At 64.9% G+C, this 18,601-nt stretch carries 18 protein-coding genes and 1 pseudogene; 7 read left to right on the plus strand and 12 right to left on the minus strand.

What is annotated here, in order from left to right:
• Positions 1 to 491: pseudogene (locus tag A5650_RS27070) on the plus strand (hypothetical protein); the annotation flags it as partial.
• A 70-nt stretch (positions 492 to 561) separates the two neighbouring features.
• Positions 562 to 1,659: an NAD(P)H-dependent amine dehydrogenase family protein gene (locus A5650_RS03815; RefSeq protein WP_156743999.1), complete on the plus strand. Its 1,098-nt coding sequence runs from the start codon at positions 562 to 564 to the stop codon at positions 1,657 to 1,659.
• Here A5650_RS03815 and A5650_RS03820 read toward each other — a convergent pair.
• Complete coding sequence (locus tag A5650_RS03820; RefSeq protein ID WP_067286492.1) at positions 1,656 to 2,468, minus strand: mycofactocin-coupled SDR family oxidoreductase; 813 nt, start codon at positions 2,466 to 2,468, stop codon at positions 1,656 to 1,658. The two genes, A5650_RS03815 and A5650_RS03820, sit on opposite strands and share 4 nt — an antisense overlap.
• Before the next feature lie 89 nt (positions 2,469 to 2,557).
• On the opposite strand from A5650_RS03820, the gene A5650_RS03825 reads away from it, so the two are divergent.
• On the plus strand, positions 2,558 to 3,340 hold the full coding sequence (locus A5650_RS03825) for an SDR family NAD(P)-dependent oxidoreductase (protein ID WP_082950596.1): 783 nt from the start codon (positions 2,558 to 2,560) through the stop codon (positions 3,338 to 3,340).
• Here A5650_RS03825 and A5650_RS03830 read toward each other — a convergent pair.
• The gene (locus A5650_RS03830) at positions 3,337 to 4,416 is read right to left on the minus strand and encodes an NAD(P)H-dependent amine dehydrogenase family protein (RefSeq protein WP_067286435.1); all 1,080 of its coding nucleotides are present in this window, start codon (positions 4,414 to 4,416) and stop codon (positions 3,337 to 3,339) included. The genes A5650_RS03825 and A5650_RS03830 overlap by 4 nt on opposite strands.
• A gap of 132 nt (positions 4,417 to 4,548) precedes the next feature.
• Positions 4,549 to 6,159, minus strand: coding sequence for a class I adenylate-forming enzyme family protein (locus A5650_RS03835; protein WP_067286437.1), 1,611 nt, complete (start codon positions 6,157 to 6,159; stop codon positions 4,549 to 4,551).
• 136 nt (positions 6,160 to 6,295) lie between these two features.
• Here A5650_RS03835 and A5650_RS03840 point away from each other — a divergent pair, with 136 nt between their 5' ends.
• The 3 genes from A5650_RS03840 to A5650_RS03850 all read left to right on the plus strand — a co-directional run bounded on the left by A5650_RS03840 (position 6,296) and on the right by A5650_RS03850 (position 9,345).
• On the plus strand, positions 6,296 to 6,826 hold the full coding sequence (locus A5650_RS03840) for a nuclear transport factor 2 family protein (protein WP_067286495.1): 531 nt from the start codon (positions 6,296 to 6,298) through the stop codon (positions 6,824 to 6,826).
• 72 nt (positions 6,827 to 6,898) lie between these two features.
• The gene (locus A5650_RS03845) at positions 6,899 to 8,119 is read left to right on the plus strand and encodes a CaiB/BaiF CoA transferase family protein (protein ID WP_067286439.1); all 1,221 of its coding nucleotides are present in this window, start codon (positions 6,899 to 6,901) and stop codon (positions 8,117 to 8,119) included.
• Entirely contained in the window at positions 8,116 to 9,345 is a 1,230-nt protein-coding gene (locus A5650_RS03850) for a cytochrome P450 (protein ID WP_067286441.1), read from the plus strand. The genes A5650_RS03845 and A5650_RS03850 overlap by 4 nt, the downstream gene beginning before the upstream one ends.
• Before the next feature lie 9 nt (positions 9,346 to 9,354).
• Here A5650_RS03850 and A5650_RS03855 read toward each other — a convergent pair whose 3' ends face one another.
• The 9 genes from A5650_RS03855 to A5650_RS03895 all read right to left on the minus strand — a co-directional run bounded on the left by A5650_RS03855 (position 9,355) and on the right by A5650_RS03895 (position 16,790).
• On the minus strand, positions 9,355 to 9,924 hold the full coding sequence (locus A5650_RS03855) for a hypothetical protein (RefSeq protein WP_156744000.1): 570 nt from the start codon (positions 9,922 to 9,924) through the stop codon (positions 9,355 to 9,357).
• A 104-nt stretch (positions 9,925 to 10,028) separates the two neighbouring features.
• Positions 10,029 to 10,631, minus strand: coding sequence for a TetR/AcrR family transcriptional regulator (locus tag A5650_RS03860; protein WP_067286445.1), 603 nt, complete (start codon positions 10,629 to 10,631; stop codon positions 10,029 to 10,031).
• Positions 10,632 to 10,660: 29 nt separating this feature from the next.
• Positions 10,661 to 11,833: a lipid-transfer protein gene (locus A5650_RS03865; protein ID WP_067286447.1), complete on the minus strand. Its 1,173-nt coding sequence runs from the start codon at positions 11,831 to 11,833 to the stop codon at positions 10,661 to 10,663.
• The gene (locus tag A5650_RS03870; protein ID WP_067286449.1) at positions 11,830 to 12,282 is read right to left on the minus strand and encodes a MaoC family dehydratase; all 453 of its coding nucleotides are present in this window, start codon (positions 12,280 to 12,282) and stop codon (positions 11,830 to 11,832) included. Before A5650_RS03870 ends, A5650_RS03865 begins: the two co-directional genes overlap by 4 nt.
• Entirely contained in the window at positions 12,279 to 13,391 is a 1,113-nt protein-coding gene (locus A5650_RS03875; protein ID WP_067286451.1) for an acyl-CoA dehydrogenase family protein, read from the minus strand. The genes A5650_RS03870 and A5650_RS03875 overlap by 4 nt, the downstream gene beginning before the upstream one ends.
• Before the next feature lie 17 nt (positions 13,392 to 13,408).
• Entirely contained in the window at positions 13,409 to 13,822 is a 414-nt protein-coding gene (locus tag A5650_RS03880) for a Zn-ribbon domain-containing OB-fold protein (protein ID WP_067286452.1), read from the minus strand.
• Positions 13,822 to 14,379: an FAS1-like dehydratase domain-containing protein gene (locus tag A5650_RS03885; protein ID WP_067286453.1), complete on the minus strand. Its 558-nt coding sequence runs from the start codon at positions 14,377 to 14,379 to the stop codon at positions 13,822 to 13,824. The genes A5650_RS03880 and A5650_RS03885 overlap by 1 nt, the downstream gene beginning before the upstream one ends.
• 15 nt (positions 14,380 to 14,394) lie before the next feature.
• Entirely contained in the window at positions 14,395 to 15,576 is a 1,182-nt protein-coding gene (locus tag A5650_RS03890) for an acyl-CoA dehydrogenase family protein (RefSeq protein ID WP_067286455.1), read from the minus strand.
• Positions 15,576 to 16,790, minus strand: a complete 1,215-nt coding sequence (locus A5650_RS03895; protein WP_502687042.1) for a cytochrome P450 — start codon at positions 16,788 to 16,790, stop codon at positions 15,576 to 15,578. The genes A5650_RS03890 and A5650_RS03895 overlap by 1 nt, the downstream gene beginning before the upstream one ends.
• A 234-nt stretch (positions 16,791 to 17,024) precedes the next feature.
• Between A5650_RS03895 and A5650_RS03900 the strand changes: the two genes are divergently transcribed.
• Entirely contained in the window at positions 17,025 to 18,482 is a 1,458-nt protein-coding gene (locus A5650_RS03900; protein ID WP_067286456.1) for an aldehyde dehydrogenase family protein, read from the plus strand.
• Positions 18,483 to 18,601 lie beyond the last annotated feature (119 nt).

Below are 18,601 nucleotides of genomic sequence, written 5' to 3' on the forward strand. Positions count from 1 at the left end.
GGTTGGCGCCGCGCAGACTGCTGCGGGTGTTCATCGGTGCGACGATCATCGCCGTCCCGATAAACGGGCTCATCCAGTTCACCTGGATGAGAGCCGGAATCTTCTACTACACAGAGGCAGTCGGTCCGGTGCTGCACATCGGTCACATCCACTTTCCCGTGATCATGGCGGTTTACGACGCCCCGATCTTCGCCATGGTCGCCGTGATGTGTGTGCGAGACGAGAGTGGCGAACTGGTGTTGATCAACCGTCTCGCGCGCTGGATGCCCGCAAGGCGTGGGCGGCCGAAGCTGACGCTCACTCGGCAGCTGTTGGTATCGGTGACGGTGGGTCTGGTGTCGTTCGCTGTGCCGCTGGCCGTGCTGTCCGGGCTGCGGGAGGCAGGTCTGTCGCGGCCCTCCTTCGATCAGAACCCGTATCCGGATGTCAACCTGTATGACCCATACGGTCATCTCGAGGAAGCCGGCAAGCCGGGACCGTTCTACCGATGACAACGGTCAGTCCCAGGTCAGTCACAATGACGAGAACTGTTGCCCTGCAGGGGTGAGGAGGGAAGGAACCATGACCGACTTTACCGGTCGTCGCTATCGAGTTGTGCATGTCGGCACCGGGTTGACAGGCAGGGAGGCGTTGCGCGCGGTCATCGAGGACCCGTCGCTCGATCTCGTCGGGGTGAAGGTGTCGACGCGGGAAAAAGCCGGAATGGACGCAGGAGAACTGTGCGGTGCACCACCGGTCGGAGTACGTGCGACCGATGACCTCTCAGCTGTACTCGCGCTCAAACCCGACTGCGTGACATATTGCGCTACCGCCGTCCGCCGCGAAGAAGAGGCGATCGCGGACATCGCCACGTACCTCAGAGCCGGGGTCAACGTGGTGACGTTCTCGTTGATCCCGATGATCTATCCCAGGGCCGCTCCCGCCCCATGGCGAGAGGGCCTGGAAAAGGCAGCTGTTGAGGGGAATTCAACGTTCTATGCCACCGGTAGCGAGCCGGGGTTCATCAGCCTGAACATCCCTACGGCCCTGCTGAGCGGAGCGGGTCGAGTCGACTCGTACCGGATGGATGAATACGCGGTCGACCTCGACAAGGCATACCCGATATGGGATGTCCTACATGAGTCGATGGGATTCGGTAAGCCCGACGGCCATGTGCCGGTTCGAATCGCATCGGGAAAGGTCAACAAGGACTGGAGCACGGTGGTGACCTATATCGCCGACATCCTCGGATTCGAACTCGACGGGATCGAGCTCGATTGGGAGACCCTGCTCGCGCCGACCGCGCTTCCGACCGCGCTCGGTGTCATCCCCGAGGGGACGATCTGTGCGCACAGGTGGCAGCTCGCCGGCATCGTCAGAGGCCGCCCTGCCGTCGCGGTTCAATACTTCGCGACGGTCAGCAGCACACCGTGGCCCGATCGTTGGCCCAAGCCGGCACGCGAAGGCCAAGGCGGAATGGTGTTCCGCGTCAACGGCAATCCCAACATGAGCCTCGAACTGCACCTGGAGCAATCGAGCGACGACCGGGTGAATCCGGGTGTCGTGGCGACGGCGCTCGCGGCGGTGAACGCCATCCCGAGCGTTGTCGGAGCCCCACCGGGCGTGATCTCCAGCCCCCTGTCGGGGCCGTCGGTTGTCACCCGGCAGTCCAGCGCTTAGCTGCCCGTCACGCCGACGTCCACCGGAATGGCGGCGGCCGTGACGAATCTCGCCTCGTCAGATGCCAACCACGCGACCGCACTGGCGATGTCCTCCGCCGTGGTGATCGCGTCCGGCATGAGTTGCTTTGCGAAGCCGGGACGCAGCGCCGGATTCGACTTCGCTGCCTCGGCCATCGCCTCGATCATCCGACCGCTTCCCATCGGCGTCGCCACCGAGCCGGGGTGCAAGCTGTTCACTCGGATGTGGTACTTGCCGAGTTCGGCGGCGAACGAACGCGCCAGGGCCGTCACGGCGTGCTTACTGGCCGTGTAGGCGATCATGAACGGCTCCACGGTGAGGCCGGCGGCCGACCCGACGAGGATGATGGAGCCACCCCGCCCGCCGGCGATGATGTGCTTGGCCCCCGCCATCACCGTGTTCCAGGTACCGACGATGTTGATGTCGATGGTGTCCTGAAAGTCACGCGGTGACACGTGATCCCACGCGGCAGGCACGCAGATTCCCGCGTTGGCAACGATGACATCGAGTCGGCCGAGCTCGGTGACCGCGTTGTCGACGGCGGTACAGAGACCGTCGTGGTCTCGGGTGTCGACGACCGCCGTCACCGCCCGCCGGTCATTGGCTTTAACCCTCTCCGCCGTCTCGGCCAGATCCTCAGGCGTGGCGGAATCGTAGGGAACACTCGGTGGTAGCGGGCCGGCGATGTCAACGAGAATGACGTCGGCACCATCGGCGCTGAGCCTTTCGGCATGAGCGCGTCCCTGTCCGCGGGCCGCCCCGGTGATGAGCGCGACTTTGTCGGTCATGTCGGGCACACGCGAACGCTACCGCACCTGAGAATTCGGATTAACGGTTTTGGAGAGCGTCCGTTGCGTAAGTGATAGCTTCTCCGATCATGGGTGTGCTCGACGGTCAGACGGCGTTCGTTCTCGGTGCATCTGCAGGGATCGCCCAGGCCTCAGCCAGATTGCTGGCGATCGACGGTGCGACTTTGTACCTCCTGGGGCGATCCATGAGGCGGCTGGAGGCGACGCGCGACCGGATTCATGAGGCCGCGCCGGACGCGGAGATTGTGCTGCACAAGGGGGATCCCGAAGACGAGGACACCGTGAAAGCAGCCGCACAGTCGGCCCACGATGTCCACGATCGGCTGAACATCGTCATCGGCACGGTGGCCAGCGGCGGCACGGGGCCGCTCGTGGAACAGGACCTCGAAACCTTTACGAATTTCGTGATGGGCAACCTGCGCTCGAACTTTCTGGCGCTGCGCTATTCGGCGCCGTTGATGGCGGACGGCGGTTCGATCGTGTTCATCTCGTCGACATCCGCCAAGATTCCGATGGAGGGGCTGGGGCACTACTCGGCGGGCAAGGCCGCGCTCGAGATGTTCATCCGCGTCGCCGCCTCAGAACTGGGCCCGCGCGGTATTCGTGTCAACGCGGTACGTCCCGGCCTGACAGAAGCTGCCACCACTCAGGGCTACATCCACCTCGAAGAGCTGACGAGCAGCTTCCTGGAACGGGTACCGCTTGGCAGGCTCGGTGTCTCCGACGACATCGCTCCCGGTGTGCGCTACCTGGCTGGACCCGAATCCGGCTGGATGACGGGGCAGAGCTTCGCGATCGACGGCGGCAATGAGGTGCGGGGCGCACCACGCGGACCGATGTTCACGGTCTAGCCGAAGGCGAGCGCGTTGCGCGGCGCCGTGATCGGCAGATCAAGTGACGTGGCGATCCCCGGCGCAGCGTCGACGACGTAGGGGATGGCATTGACGACCCGCATGGCCGTCGCCTCCATCGCATTGGCGTTGGCCGACTCTGGCGTGTCCTCGGTGCCGAGGTTCAGGTCGCACCGGATGTGGGGTTGGCCGTCGATGATGAGCCGGTAGGTGCCGTTGGGCGCCGAGGCCCACTCGGGTGCCAGGTCGGGCGCCATCCGATTGATGTGCTCGATCGTGATCACGGGGTGGCCGTCGACGATGCCGGTGGTCTCGGCCCGCACCGCGCCGCAAGTTCCCGCGGGAATGGTTCCGCACGCGACATGCAGATCTCGCGGGGTGAGCACCCGCTCGTAGGACTCGGTGACCTTCTCGAGCTCAACACCAAGAGCTTTGGCCACCAACCCGATCGGCGGTCCCCAGGCGAACTGTTGGGCACCGTCGAGTTCGAGGAGCGGCGTGAAATCGAGCGGCTTGCCGAAGCCCATGGCGTCGATCATGAGGTCCCGGTTGGGGTATGCCGAGTAGTCGAAGATTTCCTGCGCCCGTATGGACCGGATGGTGTTCGACAGCGTGCTCAGTAGCACCGCGAGCTGGTCGCCGGCGAAGCCGGGTTCGATACCCGACGTGTAGATCGTGGCTCCTCCGGACAAGGCGGCGGCACGGACCTGATCGGCCAGCTGCGGGATCCATCTGTCAGGGAACATCATTCCCGGGGTGTTGGTGGTCACCACGTTGAGCCCGGCATCGAGCAGACGGACGTAGTCGCGCACCGCGGCGGCGTCCATCTCCGGGCTGGCCGCGCCGTAGACCACGCAATCGGGATTGGCGGCGATGATGTCGTCGAGATCACCGGTGGTGATCACCCCGATCGGGCCCAACCCGACGATCTCGCCGGCGTCGCGTCCGACCTTCTCGGCGCTGTGCACCCAAACCCCGACCAGGTGGAGGTGCGGCCGTCGGACGATCGCACGGATCGACAGGCTGCTGATCCAACCGGTGGATATGACGGCGACCCGTAATGGCTTGTCAGTCACGGATTGAACTCCTTCGGTATCCCAGGGCGGGGATCGGGGAGGTGGCCCGGTTCCAATGCCTCGTCGCGAATGTACCGGAGCGGAAATGGGAGTTTCCGAAAATGGGAAACCATCTTCGCGAGAGCTACGGACTCACCTCTCAGACAAGAGATCACTGAGCTGCTTGGCGAGGTCCGACTTCTTGACCTTGCCCGTGGCGGTGAACGGCAGCGCCTCTTTGTCGGTGACCCAGATGAACTTCGGAACCTTGTATGCCGACAGGCGGTTGCGGACATTCGCCCGCAGAGCCTCGGCATCCAGCTTCGCGTCGCCGCGCGGAACCACCGCCGCGGCCACGATCGTTCCGTTGTGGCCGTCCTCGGCGCCGACGACATACGCCTCGAGAACGCCGTCGCACCCGGACAGGGCCGATTCCACTTCTCCCGGTGTGACGTTGGTGCCGCCACTGGTTTTGATCAGGTCGCCCAACCGCCCGGTGAACGTGATCCAGCCGTCGTCGTACTGGATTCCACAGTCGCCCGTTCGGTAGTAGCCGTCGGGCGTGAACACGTCCTCCCGCTCACGCTTGTAAAGCCGCTGCATGAGCGAGTAGCCACGCACCCAGATCTCGCCATCGCTGCCCGGGGGGACGGGGTCCCCCGTTTCTGGGTCGACGAGAACATGCGACAACCCTTCGACCGAGTATCCGCCCGTCACCGAGCGATCGGCCGGCTGCGGTGGATATGGGTCGACGCCGATGTGGTTGCCGCAGAGTTCGGTCATCCCCAGCGCATTGGGGCCCTTGGGCCGGCGTTCGGGGGGCACCATGGCGGGCATGCTGGTGCGCTGCACCGAGCTGAGGTCGCGCCGGGCGAAGTCCGGGTGCTCGGCCAGTGACTTGCCTTGCTGTGGCCAACCCAGCGTGATGGTCGCGCGATGACGCTCGATCAACTCCAGCGCGTCAGCGGCGTCGAACGCCGGTTGGGTCACCAGCGTCGCACCGTGGTGAATCACCGCATGGAGGCCGGTGATCAAACCACCGACCCAGAAGAACGGCATCGCCGTGAACATCACCGTGGTGTTCGTGACGCCGTAGTCGAAGGTCAGGTTGTACGTGTGACGCACCAACGTACCGTGCGTGTGCACAGGGCCTTTCGGGTCTCCGGTGCTGCCCGAGGTGTAGATGATCATCGCGTCGTCGGCCGGTGTCACGCACGACTCGACCTCCGTCAAGAAGTCGGCGCCGTATCGCCCGTCCGCGCTGGCCGGCAGCGTCGTCGCCCACGGCCGGTCGCAGCGTCCCCTCACTGAAATAGTGCGCAGAAACGGCGCTCCGGACACGGCCAGCCTGCCGGGACTGCCCTGGGCGGCGAGGCCGGGCAGCGCCTCCTCGAGGCGGTCGAGGAAGCTGTGGCCACGAAAGCTCGACTGGGCGAGAATTGCGCGCAGATCGGCGTGCCGGGCGGTCCATGCCAGCTCAGACGCCTTGTAGAACGTGTTCAGCGGCACCGCGACCGCGCCGACACGCGTGATCGCGAACCAGGCGACCGCCCAGTCGACGCTGTTGGGCATCAGGATGCCGACGTGGTCCCCCTTCCCGAAGCCCTCGTCGAGCAGCGCCGTCGCCAACCGCGCGGACTGCTGGTCCAGGTCCGCGTAGGTCAGCGTCTGACCATCCGAGACGAGAAACGGCTTGTCTCCGAACCGCGCCGCAGACGATCTGACGAGGGCGGGGATCGTGGGCGTGAGTGTCGGGAAGGGCACGGGGTGGATTCCTTAGCGGTCCTGCGCTCGGACGGGCTGGCCTCAACAGGATAGCTATCCGCACCGGAAACGAGAATATCGGTTCTCGCTCGATGTCCCCGGCCATTAGACTCCGGCCATGTCGATGTCCGACCGGGTGGATCGACTCGAGTCCAGCATCGAGATCGCCCAACTGCCCAGCCGCTACGCCATGGCGCTCGATGCGCGGGATCTCGATGCCCTGGTGGCGTTGTTCGTCGACGACGTCGCCGCCGGGTCGCACGGCGTCGGTAGGGCGGCGCTCAGGCAGTGGTACGACGAGGTGCTGCGGAGGTTCTATCGAAGCATCCACCTGATCTGCGGACATGCTTTCGATTTCGCCGATCCCGACCATGCGACGGGTTCGGCTTACTGCCGGGCTGAGCATGAGGACGGCGACGGATGGTATGTCATCACGATGCGTTACGACGACGTCTACGAACGCCGCGACGGCGCCTGGTACTTCGTCAAGCGACGCGAGCATCCCTGGTACTCCGTCGACGTGACCGAGCGGCCCGGCCCGGAATTCATCCGGTGGCCCACCGATGTACCGCTGCGCGCACAGATGCCCCACCGCATGCCGACCTGGCGGGCATTCTGGGACAGCGGTGACCCGGCGCTTCCCGAGCGCCTGTCCCGGCGGCCGTAGCGCGCCCCCAAGGCCCACGATAGTGTGATTCTCAAATCTGAAAATGTCCGTTAACGCCTGTAGGAGGACGACATTTCCGTCGATAACGTGCTCAGCGGAGTGCGGGTGCTCGAGGTCGCCGCATGGACATTCGTTCCGTCGGCTGGTGCAGTCCTCGCCGAGTGGGGTGCCGAGGTCATCAAGGTCGAACCGCGTGACGGCGGTGATCCGCAGCGTGGTCTCGTCACCATGGGAATCGTCGATGAGGGTGGTGGTTCGGTCAATTACATGATCGAGATCCCGAATCGCGGCAAGAAGTCGATCGGTGTAGATCTGAGCACGCCGGGTGGTCGGGAGGTGGTGCACGCGCTGGCCAAGACCTGTGATGTGTTCCTGACCAGCTATCTGCCGGATCGCCGGCGGAAGTTCGGCATCGACGTCGACGACATCCGGGCGGTCAATCCGAGCATCGTGTACGTGCGGGGATCCGGCCACGGCCCGAAGGGGCCGGATGCGGACAAGCCGGGCTACGACGGTGTCTCGTATTGGGCGCGCGGCGGGATCGCCACCGCGTTGACGGAGGAGGCCGACGAGCTCGTCCGCTCTCGCCCGGCATTCGGTGACCTGCTCGGTGGCATGACCATCGCAGGCGGTATCGCCGCGGCGCTGTACAAGAAGGCGACCACCGGCGAGGGATCGGTCGTAGACGTGTCGTTGCTTGGCCTTGCAGCCTGGAACCTCAGCCCCGACGTCGCGGTGAGCCAAATCCACGGCGGTAGTTCGATTCCCAAGTTCGGCCACGCGGATGCACCCAACCCGCTGGTGGGGACGTACCGCACGAAGGACGGACGCTACGTCCAGTTGATGATGCTGCAACTCGACAAGTTCTACGCCGAGGCGATGCGGGTCATCGGGCTGCCGGAACTGATCGACGACCCGCGGTTCGTCGACCCCGCTTCACGGTTCGAGAACCGGGTCAGCCTCATCGCCCTGCTCGACGAGGCATTCGCCAAGCGCACCCTGGCCGAGTGGCGGGAGGTTCTGGCAGCGCTCTCGGGGGCGTGGGGCATTGTGCAGACCCCGGGTGAGCTCTGCGACGACCCGGCAATCACCGCCAACGGATATGTCGCCCACACCCAGACCGTCAACGGCGTGCCTTTCTCGCTGCCCACCAATCCCGTTCAGTTCAACGAGCGGTCGGTTACTCCCGGTGGTGCGCCCGAGCACGGTCAGCACACCGAGGAAATCCTCATGGACGCCGGAATCGAATGGGACACAATCGAAGAACTCAAGGAGGCTGGAGCGATTCTGTGAACGCGCCCTCGAACGAGGTCGATGGACGGCCCGTCGAATTCGACCCGTTCTCGCAAGACTTCTTCGACGGCGCCTACGACACCTACCGTCGCCTGCGCAACGAGTTGCCGATCTACTACAACGAGAAGTGGGACTTCTGGGCGCTCACCCGCTACGACGACGTGGCACCCGCGACCAAGAATCACGAGACCTTCTCGTCGGCCAAGGGCGCCACGCTCGACATGGTCAAGGCACACGACGACGCGATCCCGGTGCCGAAGGTGATCATCTCGATGGATCCGCCGGAGCACCAGAAGATGCGGCGACTGGTCAGCAACGTCTTCACCCCCCGTGCGATCGCCGCGCTCGAGGACATGGTGCGCGAGAAGGTCTACGAACGCATCGAGGCGCTGAACCCGGAGAAGTTCGACGTCGTCGCCGATTTCTCGGCCCTGTTCCCGAACGAGGTCATCACGACCATGCTCGGCGTGCCGAAGGAGGACCGCGACCAGATCCGCCGCTGGCTGGATCTCCTGCTCGAACGTCGCCCCGGTGAGATCGCCGTTCCCCGAGAGGGATACGAGGCCTCGATGAACACCGGACTCTACTACTATGACCTCGTACAGCAGCGTCGGGCGGTGCCGCAGGACGACATGATCAGCCGCCTCATCGAGACCGAGATCGAGCGTGACGGCGTGGTGGAGAAGCTCACCGATGTCGACATCACCGGCTTCGCCACGATGCTCGGAGGTGCCGGCGCGGAAACGGTCACCAAACTGGTGGGAAATGCGATGGTCACATTCGCCGACTTCCCCGATCAGTGGCGCAAACTTCGCGATGACCGCAGCAAGATCCCTGCCGCGGTTGAGGAACTACTGCGATACGAAGCGCCGTCGCAGTATCAGGTCCGCACGGCGACGCGCGATGTCACCTACTACGGCACCACGATTCCGAGGGATGCGGCCGTGTTGCTCGTGACCGGGTCCGCCCTGCGCGACGAGCGGATGTTCGATGACCCCGACCGACTCGACATCGACCGAGACCGCAGAATGGGCTTCAACCTCGCCTTGGGTTACGGCGTGCACAGTTGTCTCGGGGCCGCATTGGCGCGCATGGAAAGCCGCATCGCGCTCGATGCACTGCTCGACCTCATCCCCGAGTACGAGGTCGACCGCGACGGCCTTCGGCGCGTGGCGATGTCCAACGTGTGCGGCTATTCCAACGTCCCGGTGCGCCGGATTTGCTGAGGCAGTTCCTCAGGCCGGAAGTGCCGGTTCGACTACCGTGAGACGGTGAAAACCACCGTTGAATGCTTCGTTGGTGCACGCAGACACCTCCGTGCCCGCTGCTTTCAGCGCGTAGTACTTGAAGGCGCGTGCGGCGGAGCTAAGACGGTGTTCGATGTCGGAGGCGGAAGCTGGTGCAGCAACCCAGGTTCCGCCCCACGCGGCCACGTCCGCACCGTGTCGCCGCCTGGCGTCCGCGATGAAGCGGCGCACTTCGCGATGCTTCGAGTACATACCTGCGGCGAACAACACCGCGTCCGGGCGATGCGACTCGGTATCGAAGCTGCTCGGCAGGAGATGGCTCGTGGCACCGAGGATGCGGACGGCGCACGCGTGTGCCTCGGTCTCGAGGTAGATGTCCACGAGCCACCCCCCGCGTAGTGCGTCGACGACGAGCCCGCCGGCCGCCGCTACCGCCTCCACCGCATCCGGTGCGATGACGACCAGCTTGTAGGGCGCTGCGTGGTCCCGGTCCGGCGGCCGGTGTGCCGCCCGTCTCGGCGTCGGCATCGGCGTTGCGGTCGCTGCGGTGGGTTTCACCTGGGCCCTCCGGGTGCGTGCTGGCGGAAGCGGGAATACTCAGGTATGAGAATACAGATTTTCATCAGGTTGCATCCGTCCGGTTCCCCCATGGACTGATCTCGCTATCGCCTGCGCCGACCGCTGTCGATGAATCCGTTCACAGCGTATGTCCCTACAAATTCGGCCACGGCATCGTCGTCGCGCATGTCGATGACGGCTGACGGAGTGGTGAACAGCGAGAACAACATTCGGGCGAACCACTCACACGCCGACGGCACGTCAAGGTCCACACGGACCTCGCCGGTAAGCTTGGCGGCGGCCACGAAGGGGGCCAGAAAGTCGGCGCACTCCTTCAGGAGGGTGGCAGCGTTCTTCGTCATCATGAGGCTGACTTCGGCGGCGTCGAAGTAGGCCTCGGGTTCGACCACTCGACGCGCCTGCGCGACGAAGACCGCGGCGCGCGTCAACCGCCCCTCCAGCGTGCTGCCTCCGTGACGGTCGATGGCCTTGGCCATGTTGCGGTAGAACCGTTGCGACGCCGCCTCGGCGCACGCTTCCACGATCGTCTCCTTGTCCCGGAAGTACTCGTAGAAGGTGCTGCGTGACACGTCGGCGGCGCGGGCGATGTCGACGATGGTCGTCTTGGCAAGCCCGCGCGTGCGAAAGCAGGAGAAGGCGGCCGAGATGATGACATCCCGGGTGTCGATCTCCACCGATTGGGTCATGTCAGACGCCACCGCACGACATTAACCGCTCAGCGGTCCGGTGCGAGGATGAGGCCGCTGGTGGGGACGCCGGTGCCCGAGGTCACCAGCACATGTTCAACCTCGTCGACCTGGTTGTACGAGGTGCCGCGGATCTGGCGGACGCCTTCGGTGATGCCGTTCATCCCGTGGATATAGGCCTCGCCCAGTAGTCCGCCGTTGGTGTTGATGGGCATCCTGCCGCCCAGCGAGAGCTCGTCGACCGATACGAAGTCCTTGGCCTCCCCTCGGCCGCAGAATCCGAGTTCCTCGAGTTGCGTGAACACGAACGGAGTGAAGTGGTCGTAGAGGAATGCGGTCGAGATATCGTCGGGCTTCAATCCGGAATTGCGCCAAAGCTTGTCGCCGACCACGCCCATCTCGGGAAGGCCGGTGATGTCATCGCGGTAGTAACTCGTCATCACCTCGCCGTCGTATGCGGCGCCCTGGGCCGCGGCCGTGATCACGGCAGGCGGCTTGGCGAGATCACGCGCGCGCTCGACACTGGTCACCACCATCGCCACCCCGCCGTCGCTCTCCTGACAGCAGTCGAGCAGACGCAACACCGGCTGGATGATCCAACGTGACTCCTGATGCTGTTCGAGGGTGATCGGCTTCTCGTAGAACCAGGCATCGGGATTCTTGGCCGCGTGCTTGCGGTCGATGACGGAGATCGTGCCGAAGTCGGCGTTGGTGACGCCGTACGTGCTCATGTAGCGCTGAGCATGCAGAGCAACCCACGCCGCCGGTGTCATGAATCCGAACGGGGCATATGGCGCCATCCACAGCGGGGTGACGCCGGGCTGGCGGCCGGCGCCGCCGAACCGAAACCCGGAGCGCTCGTTGAAAGCCCGGTAGCAGACCACTGCCTCGGCTGCACCCGTTGCGACCGCCATCGCGGCCTGCATCACTGTGCCCGCGGCGGCACCGCCTCCGTGCGGCACCCGGGTGAAGAAGGTGAGGTTCTCGATACCGACGTTGCGGGCGACCTCGATCTCTTCGTTCTCGTCGACGGAGAACGTCACCATGCCGTCGATGTCCTTGGGGCTCAGGCCCGCATCTTCGATGGCCGCCTTGACCGCTTCACAGGCCAGTTGCATCTCGGTCCGGCCGGATTCCTTGGAGAATTCGGTCTGGCCGATTCCGACGAGCGCGGCCCTGCCGCCGATGCCGTCTTTCGTCATGCCCGGACACCCTCGAGCAGGCTCAGCACCGCCGTGCCCTTCACGTGATCGCCCAGGCTGTTGGTGCCCTTGAAGGTGACCTCGATGAGCCCCTCGCCGTCCGCCGCGGACTTGTCGGTGACGCTGCCTTCGAACCGCAGCGGGTCGTTCGGATAGGCGGGCACGCCCAGCCGGATGGACAGCTTCTTGACCATGGCCTCGGGTCCCGCCCAGTCGTGGAGAAACTTCACACACAGCCCGTTGGTCGTCAGGATATTCAGGAAGATGTCCTTGGAACCTTGGGAATTGGCGAAGTCACGATCGTGGTGCACCGGCATGTAGTCGCGGGACGCTATCGCGCCGGCGACGATCAGCGTGGTGGTGACGGGAACGTCCAGCGGCGTCACCTGGTCGCCCACGTTGACGTCGTTCCACGCGAGCGTGGTGGTGCGGTTCAATGTGGAGGTCATTGGTTTGGTCCTTCCGCGTATGCGTTGCCGAGCCGGGACAGCTGCTGTGATGCCGATCCGAGCGCGAGTTCAATCTGCTTGGCCCACAGGAAGTAGCGGGACAGGGGGTAGGTGACGTCGATGCCCATACCGCCGTGTACCTGCTGGGCGGACGCGGTGACCCGCGCACCGGCCTCGGCGGCCCAGAACTTGGCGATGGCCGCCTCGCGCTCGGCGGGCCTGCCTTCGGCGATCAGCCAGGCCGCGTGCCACGTGGTCCAGCGGATCGCTTCGGTGTCGATGAACGCGTCGGCCAGACGCTGTTGAACGGCCTGAAACGATCCGATCGGGCGGCCGAATTGCTCACGCTCGCTGGTGTAGGACGCGGCGAGCTTCAGCGCACGGTCGGCGACCCCGACCTGCATCGCGCACAAACCCACCAGTGCTCTGCTGTACAACGCGCGGACGATGTCGGCATCGGCATTCTCGGTGAGCCGCGACCCGAGGGCATCGGTCAATTCGATGTCGGCGAAAGGCTCGCCGTTTGTCGTTGGCGCCGGCGTCACATCAACGCCGCTGCCGTCGGTTTCAACGACGAACAAGCCGGGGCCGTCGGCCGTCGTGGCCGACACCACGATGGCCGACGCGATCTGCGCCGCGGGCACCAATTCCTTGAAGCCGGTGAGCCGCCAGCCCTGCCCGTCAGCCCGTGCGGCGGTTCGCGGTGTGGTCGGATCCGAGTTGCCCGGTTCGGCCAGCGCCGCGGTCAGCAGGGTGCTGCCGTCGACCACCCCGGGCAGCCATCGCCGTTGAAGCTCTGAATCACCGTGCCGGGCAATGGTATCGGCGCCGAGGACGAGCGTCGCGTACACCGGGACCGGCGCAACGCTGTACCCGACCTCGCTGAGCAGCACACCCAACTCGAGGAAACCACCACCGGTACCGCCGACCGATTCCGGCAGCGCGATTCCGAGCAGGTCGGCCGACGCCAACTCGGCCCACAGTGCTGCGTCGTACCGCAGCTTGCCCGCTTCGAGCTCGGTCAAATGCTCTGGTGTGGCGCGGTGCTCGAAGAGCTGTCGGGCGACCTTGGCGACGGTCTCCTGCTCCTCGGTGAAGGTGAAATCCATGTGTGGCTTCCTCTAGTTCAGCGCGCCGGCCGAAACTGGTGCAACACCAGCTCTTCCCCGCTTGGCAGTGCCTCGAAGGTCTCGTAGAAGACTTCGACGGGCATTCCGACCTCGATCGCCTCGGGCTCGATATCGCACAGGTTCGACACGATGCGAACACCTTCGTCGAGTTCGATCAGCGCGACCACGTAGGGATATTCGAGAAAGGGCAGCGGCGGGTACTGTGGCATCACAAAGCTGTAGACCGCGCCGCGTCCGCTGGAGACGACGTAGTCCCAGTTGAGCGACTGGCAGCTACCGCACATCGGTCGCGGCGGAACGCGGAAGGTCTTGCAGTCGGTGCAGCGCTGGATGCGGAGCTCGTGATCCTTGAGCCCGGACCAGAAGAACTCCGTGTCCGGACTGATCGACGGGGCGAGTCTGCTGGCCATCAAGCACTCCCACCCGTCTTGAACCGCAGCGTGCGAAACCACTGGCGGCCGATGACTTCGCCATTTTGATCGCGGTATGTCGTCACCCATGTGACGAAGAACCCGTTGCCCATGGCCGTCTTCTTCTCATCGGAGATCGAGTCGAAGACCGTCTCGGAGGTGATCTCGTCTCCGACCCGCGGATAGCGCTCGATCTCGAACTCGGAGTTCGTCGCGATGATGCCGGTGTAGCCGGCATCGGCGAGAAACTGCAGCGGATTCTCACCCTTCATCTCGATCGGCACACCGCCGCGCTCGTGGATGCCCTCCAGCTTCGGCGGCGGCATCGTCCAGGTCTGCAGCATCACCGGCGGTGACACGATGTCGCCGTAGCGAGAGTTCTTCGCGAACTCGGGGTCGAGGTAGGCCGGGTTCATGTCGCCCAGGGCGTACGCCCAGTGGCGAATCATTGCCGCATTCACCGGATCCGGTGCGCGCACCGGCTTGCCGACACCGTCAGTGGGCTTGCCGATGAGCGCGTCGAGGCGCTCGCGCAGTTCGTCTTTCGCTGTGGTCACTGCTGGATTCCTTTCTCAGGACGCTCGCATGTCGCGGGGTGCGCGTGGCATCCCGAGGCCCGCCATGGCGATGATGTCTCGTTGCAGTTCGTTTGCGCCGCCTCCGAAGGTGTTGATGACGGCGAGGCGGTAGGCGCTTTCGAGTTCACCCTTCAGGGGCGCGTCGGAGCCCTTCCGGGTGCCGGTCTGCCCGACGACGTCGAGAAGTTCGCGGGCCACCTGCTGGGTGAGCTCAGTTCCGAATACCTTTGCCGCAGAGGCTTCCCCCATCCCGAGCGCCCCGGAGCTCATGTTGCTGTTGACCCGCAGGTTCAGCAATCGATAAGCAGCGACCTGCGCCTCGACACGCGCGAGGGCCTGTTGGACCCACGGCTGGTCGATCACGCGTCCGTCGTCCAGCGGCGTGGTCCTGGCCCATTCCACGGTCTTGGCGAACAACGGCTCGAGTGCACCGAGGTTGCCGAGCGCCGCGCGCTCCAGGTTCAGCTGGTTGGTCACCAGCTTCCAGCCTTGGTTCTCGCCGAGCACGATCGCGCTCTGGGGTACCCGCACGTCGTCGTAGAACGTGTAGTAGGTCGACACACCGGGCATCGTGTGCAGCGGTTTCCACGAGAACCCCGGCGAGTCGGTCGGCACGATGAACACGGTGATGCCCTTGTGCTTCTTGGCTTCTGGATCGGTGCGCGCCGCCAGCCAGATGTAGTCGGCGAACTCCGCGCCGCTGGTGAACATCTTCGAGCCGTTGATGACGAACTCATTGCCGTCGCGCACCGCGGTTGTCCGCAACGAGGCGAGATCGCTGCCCGCTCCCGGCTCGGAGTAGCCGATCGCGAAGTCGACGGTGCCCTTGAGAATCGCGGGAAGAAACTTCTGCTTCTGTTCCTCGGTGCCGTACTGAATCAGAGTGGGTCCGACGGTGTTGAGCGTGATCATCGGCAACGGCGCATGCGCGCGGCGCGCCTCCTCGCTGAAGATGTACTGCTCCAACGCGGTCAGCCCGCGTCCGCCGTACTCCACGGGCCACGCGACGCCGAGCAGACCGGCCTCCCCGAGCGCGCGCCTGCATTCGGCCATCGCCGCGCCACCCTCCATCAGGCCGGAGACCGCCGCACGCCGCTCGGGGGTCATCACCGCCTCCAGGCGCTCCCGGAACTCCGCGCGGAGTCGCTCTTGTTCGGGGGTGTAGTCGAAGTCCATCACACACTCGCTTTCAGGCGCACCGGCATGCGTTTGACGCCCGGCACCATCGTGGCGCGTAGGCGGGTCACGTCCCCCGTCAGCTCGATGCTCGGATAGGTACCGAAGAGCACCTCGAACATGATCCTGGCCTCGAGCCGTGCCAGTTGCGCACCGAGACACGCATGCTCGCCGGCGCCGAAGGCGATGTGCGGGTTCGGGTTCCGCGTGATATCAAACTCCTCACTCGTGGGTCCGAAGATCTCCTCATCGCGGTTGGCGGCGCCGTACAGCATCACCACCGTGTCGCCGGCCTGGATCTTCTGGCCGCGGATTTCGACATCGACGGTGGCCCTTCGCGCCATGTGCGTCACCGGACTGGTGAAGCGCAGCATCTCCTCGACCGCGCATGTCAGCAGCGACGGGTCCGAACGAAGCAGTGCGAACTGATCGGGATGATCCAGCAGCACAGCCGTACCGAGCGCGATGAGATTGCGGGTGGTCTCGTTGCCGGCCACCAGGAGAAGGAAGGAGAAGTTGAGCAGATCGGCGTCGGTGAGGCGTTGCCCGTCGACTTCGGCGGCGGCGAGGATGCTCAACAGATCGTCCTGCCCGGAGACCTCGCCGGAGCGCCGGGCCTCGATCAGCTTGGTGAAGTATTCGTATAGCTGACCGAGCGCGACCAGGTGATCCAGCTCGATGTCGGGGTCGGCGGTGCCGACGGCGGCATCGGACCAGGTGCGGAACTTTTCCCAGTCTTCCGGTGCGGCGCCGAGCATTTCGGCGATCATCCGGGTGGGTAGGGGAGCCGCGATCTCTTCGGCGAATTCGTACTCGCGGGAGGGATCGATGCCGGTGACTATGCCGTCGACGATCCGCCGGATCGTGGGTTCCAGCAACGATACCTGACGGCGGGTGAATCCCGCGTTGATGAGCTTGCGCAACTGCCGGTGCCGCGGCGGATCGGTGAAGATCAGGTTGCCTTCTTGAACAGGCTCGGGCTGGCTCGGATCGGGAATGGTGATGCCGTGCGTCGACGAGAACAACATCGGGTGGCCCGAGACGAAGCGCACGTCCTCGTACTTGGTCAGCGCCCAGAAGTTCGTGACGTCGTTCCACACCACCGGAGTCGTCGCGCGCAGTTCCCGGTAGGCCGGGTAGGGGTCGCCGGCATAGAAGTCCGGAGAGTGGAGAGGATGCGCGGAGGTCGGTCGGGGTGTGGATTCAATGGGCACGCAGGCGCTCCTCAACACATCGGGCATCGGACAAATCAGATGCAAATGTCCGGTGAGACTTTGTCTACAGCACGCGAGATGACTGTGTCAATGTGCATCGTCGCAGGATAATGGCCTGTAACGTTGACTATGCGGCCCTGGCCGGTGTACACACAAGGCGCAGATGTCGGGCATTCGAGTCTCGTGAGACGGTTCGACGGCCCGCAGCAGTAACTAGGAAGGTCCAGTGATCTGATGGCCGCATCCACCCTCGTCGACGACTACGACCTCTACATCAACGGCCGTTGGGTGAAGCCGGAAGGCGGCCGATACGACGTCATCGATCCGGCGACCGAGGCCGTGATCGCGTCGGCTCCCGACTCCGGGGTGGCGCAGGTCGAACAGGCGATCGCCGCCGCGCGAACCGCGTTCGACACCGGGCCGTGGGCGACGGCCACACCGCAGGAGCGGTCCCGGTGCTTGCAGCAGTTGAGCGATGCGTTGCTGGCCCATGGCGACGAGATCTACGCGCTCGCGCAGTCCGAGTGGGGTTGCACAGCAAACGAACGGCTGATCCACGTCGACGGTCCCGCATTCATGGCGGGGCACTCCGCCGAACTCGCGCTCGAGCCGGCCGAGGCGCCGATGGACGCATGGGGGGCCGCGGGTACCACCCTGTTGCGGTACGAACCTCTCGGCGTGGTGGCGATCATGACGCCGTGGAATTTTCCCCACACTCTCAACGTGATGAAAGTGGGTGCGGCGCTGGCCGCCGGCAACACGGTTGTGCTGAAACCGTCACCGCTGACGCCGCTCGCCGGGTTGGCCCTTGCCCGGATCATCAACGACGAGACCGATATTCCGCCCGGAGTCGTCAACGTCGTTACTCCTACCGGCATCGATGCGAGCAAGCTGCTGACCCTGGATCCGCGGGTGGACATGGTGAGCTTCACCGGCAGCTCTGCGGTCGGCCGCGACGTGATGGCGGGCGCGGCGAAGACGATGAAACGGATACTGCTCGAATGCGGCGGCAAGTCGGCGTCGGTTCTGCTCGACGATGTCGAGGTCACTGACGAACTGCTCAAACAGCTGTTGTTCGAAGGGTGCACGCTCCATGCGGGACAGGCGTGCATCCTCAACAGCCGGCTCGTGGTGCCCGCCGCGCTGCACGACGAGGTCGTCACCCGGCTCGCCGACCTGGCGCGCGCCGTGACGGTCGGCAATCCCACAGACGACGGAGTGGACATGGGTCCGCTGATCAGCAGGGCGCACCTCGAGCGGGTGGAGGGCTTCGTCCAACGGGCCGAGTCCGATGGCGCGAAGGTGGTGACGGGTGGTGGCCGTCCCGAAAATTGCTCGGATGGGTTCTATTTCGAGCCGACGATACTGACCGACACCAGCCCCGACTCGTACATTGCGCAGGAGGAGGTGTTCGGGCCCGTATTGACCGTTCTGCGCTATGACGGCGACGAGGAGGCGGTGGCTGTGGCGAACAACTCGGCGTACGGCCTCGGCGGTGCGGTGTGGGGCACCGATGTCGAACGCGCCGTCGGCATCGCACGACGCATCAGGACGGGCCAGGTCTCGATCAATGGCACCATCCCCGGCGACGCGCCTTTCGGCGGTTTCAAACAGAGCGGCATCGGTCGTGAGGGCGGGGTCATGGGATTGCGTGCTTACATGGAGCCCAAGGCGATCGGGGTTCCGGCGTGAGTCCCGAAGGCGACGACGCGCGAGCATCGCAGCGAGTACCGCAGGAGCGAGGAGCGCAGCGGGGAGGAGTCGAGGCGTGAGCGACGCTTGCGAGCGAACCATCGATCCGGGCGAAGCTC

Origin of the sequence: Mycobacterium sp. 1164985.4, assembly GCF_001668575.1 — a bacterium.
In the GTDB taxonomy this organism is placed as follows: Bacteria; Actinomycetota; Actinomycetes; order Mycobacteriales; family Mycobacteriaceae; genus Mycobacterium.

Bases quoted from the DNA above. Each gene is read 5' to 3' on its own strand.
- A5650_RS03815 (WP_156743999.1), top strand. From the start codon at position 562: ATGACCGACTTTACCGGTCGTCGCTATCGAGTTGTGCATGTCGGCACC.
- A5650_RS03820 (WP_067286492.1), bottom strand. From the start codon at position 2,468: ATGACCGACAAAGTCGCGCTCATCACCGGGGCGGCCCGCGGACAGGGA.
- A5650_RS03825 (WP_082950596.1), top strand. From the start codon at position 2,558: ATGGGTGTGCTCGACGGTCAGACGGCGTTCGTTCTCGGTGCATCTGCA.
- A5650_RS03860 (WP_067286445.1), bottom strand. From the start codon at position 10,631: ATGACCCAATCGGTGGAGATCGACACCCGGGATGTCATCATCTCGGCC.
- A5650_RS03865 (WP_067286447.1), bottom strand. From the start codon at position 11,833: ATGACGAAAGACGGCATCGGCGGCAGGGCCGCGCTCGTCGGAATCGGC.
- A5650_RS03870 (WP_067286449.1), bottom strand. From the start codon at position 12,282: ATGACCTCCACATTGAACCGCACCACCACGCTCGCGTGGAACGACGTC.
- A5650_RS03875 (WP_067286451.1), bottom strand. From the start codon at position 13,391: ATGGATTTCACCTTCACCGAGGAGCAGGAGACCGTCGCCAAGGTCGCC.
- A5650_RS03880 (WP_067286452.1), bottom strand. From the start codon at position 13,822: ATGGCCAGCAGACTCGCCCCGTCGATCAGTCCGGACACGGAGTTCTTC.
- A5650_RS03890 (WP_067286455.1), bottom strand. From the start codon at position 15,576: ATGGACTTCGACTACACCCCCGAACAAGAGCGACTCCGCGCGGAGTTC.
- A5650_RS03900 (WP_067286456.1), top strand. From the start codon at position 17,025: ATGGCCGCATCCACCCTCGTCGACGACTACGACCTCTACATCAACGGC.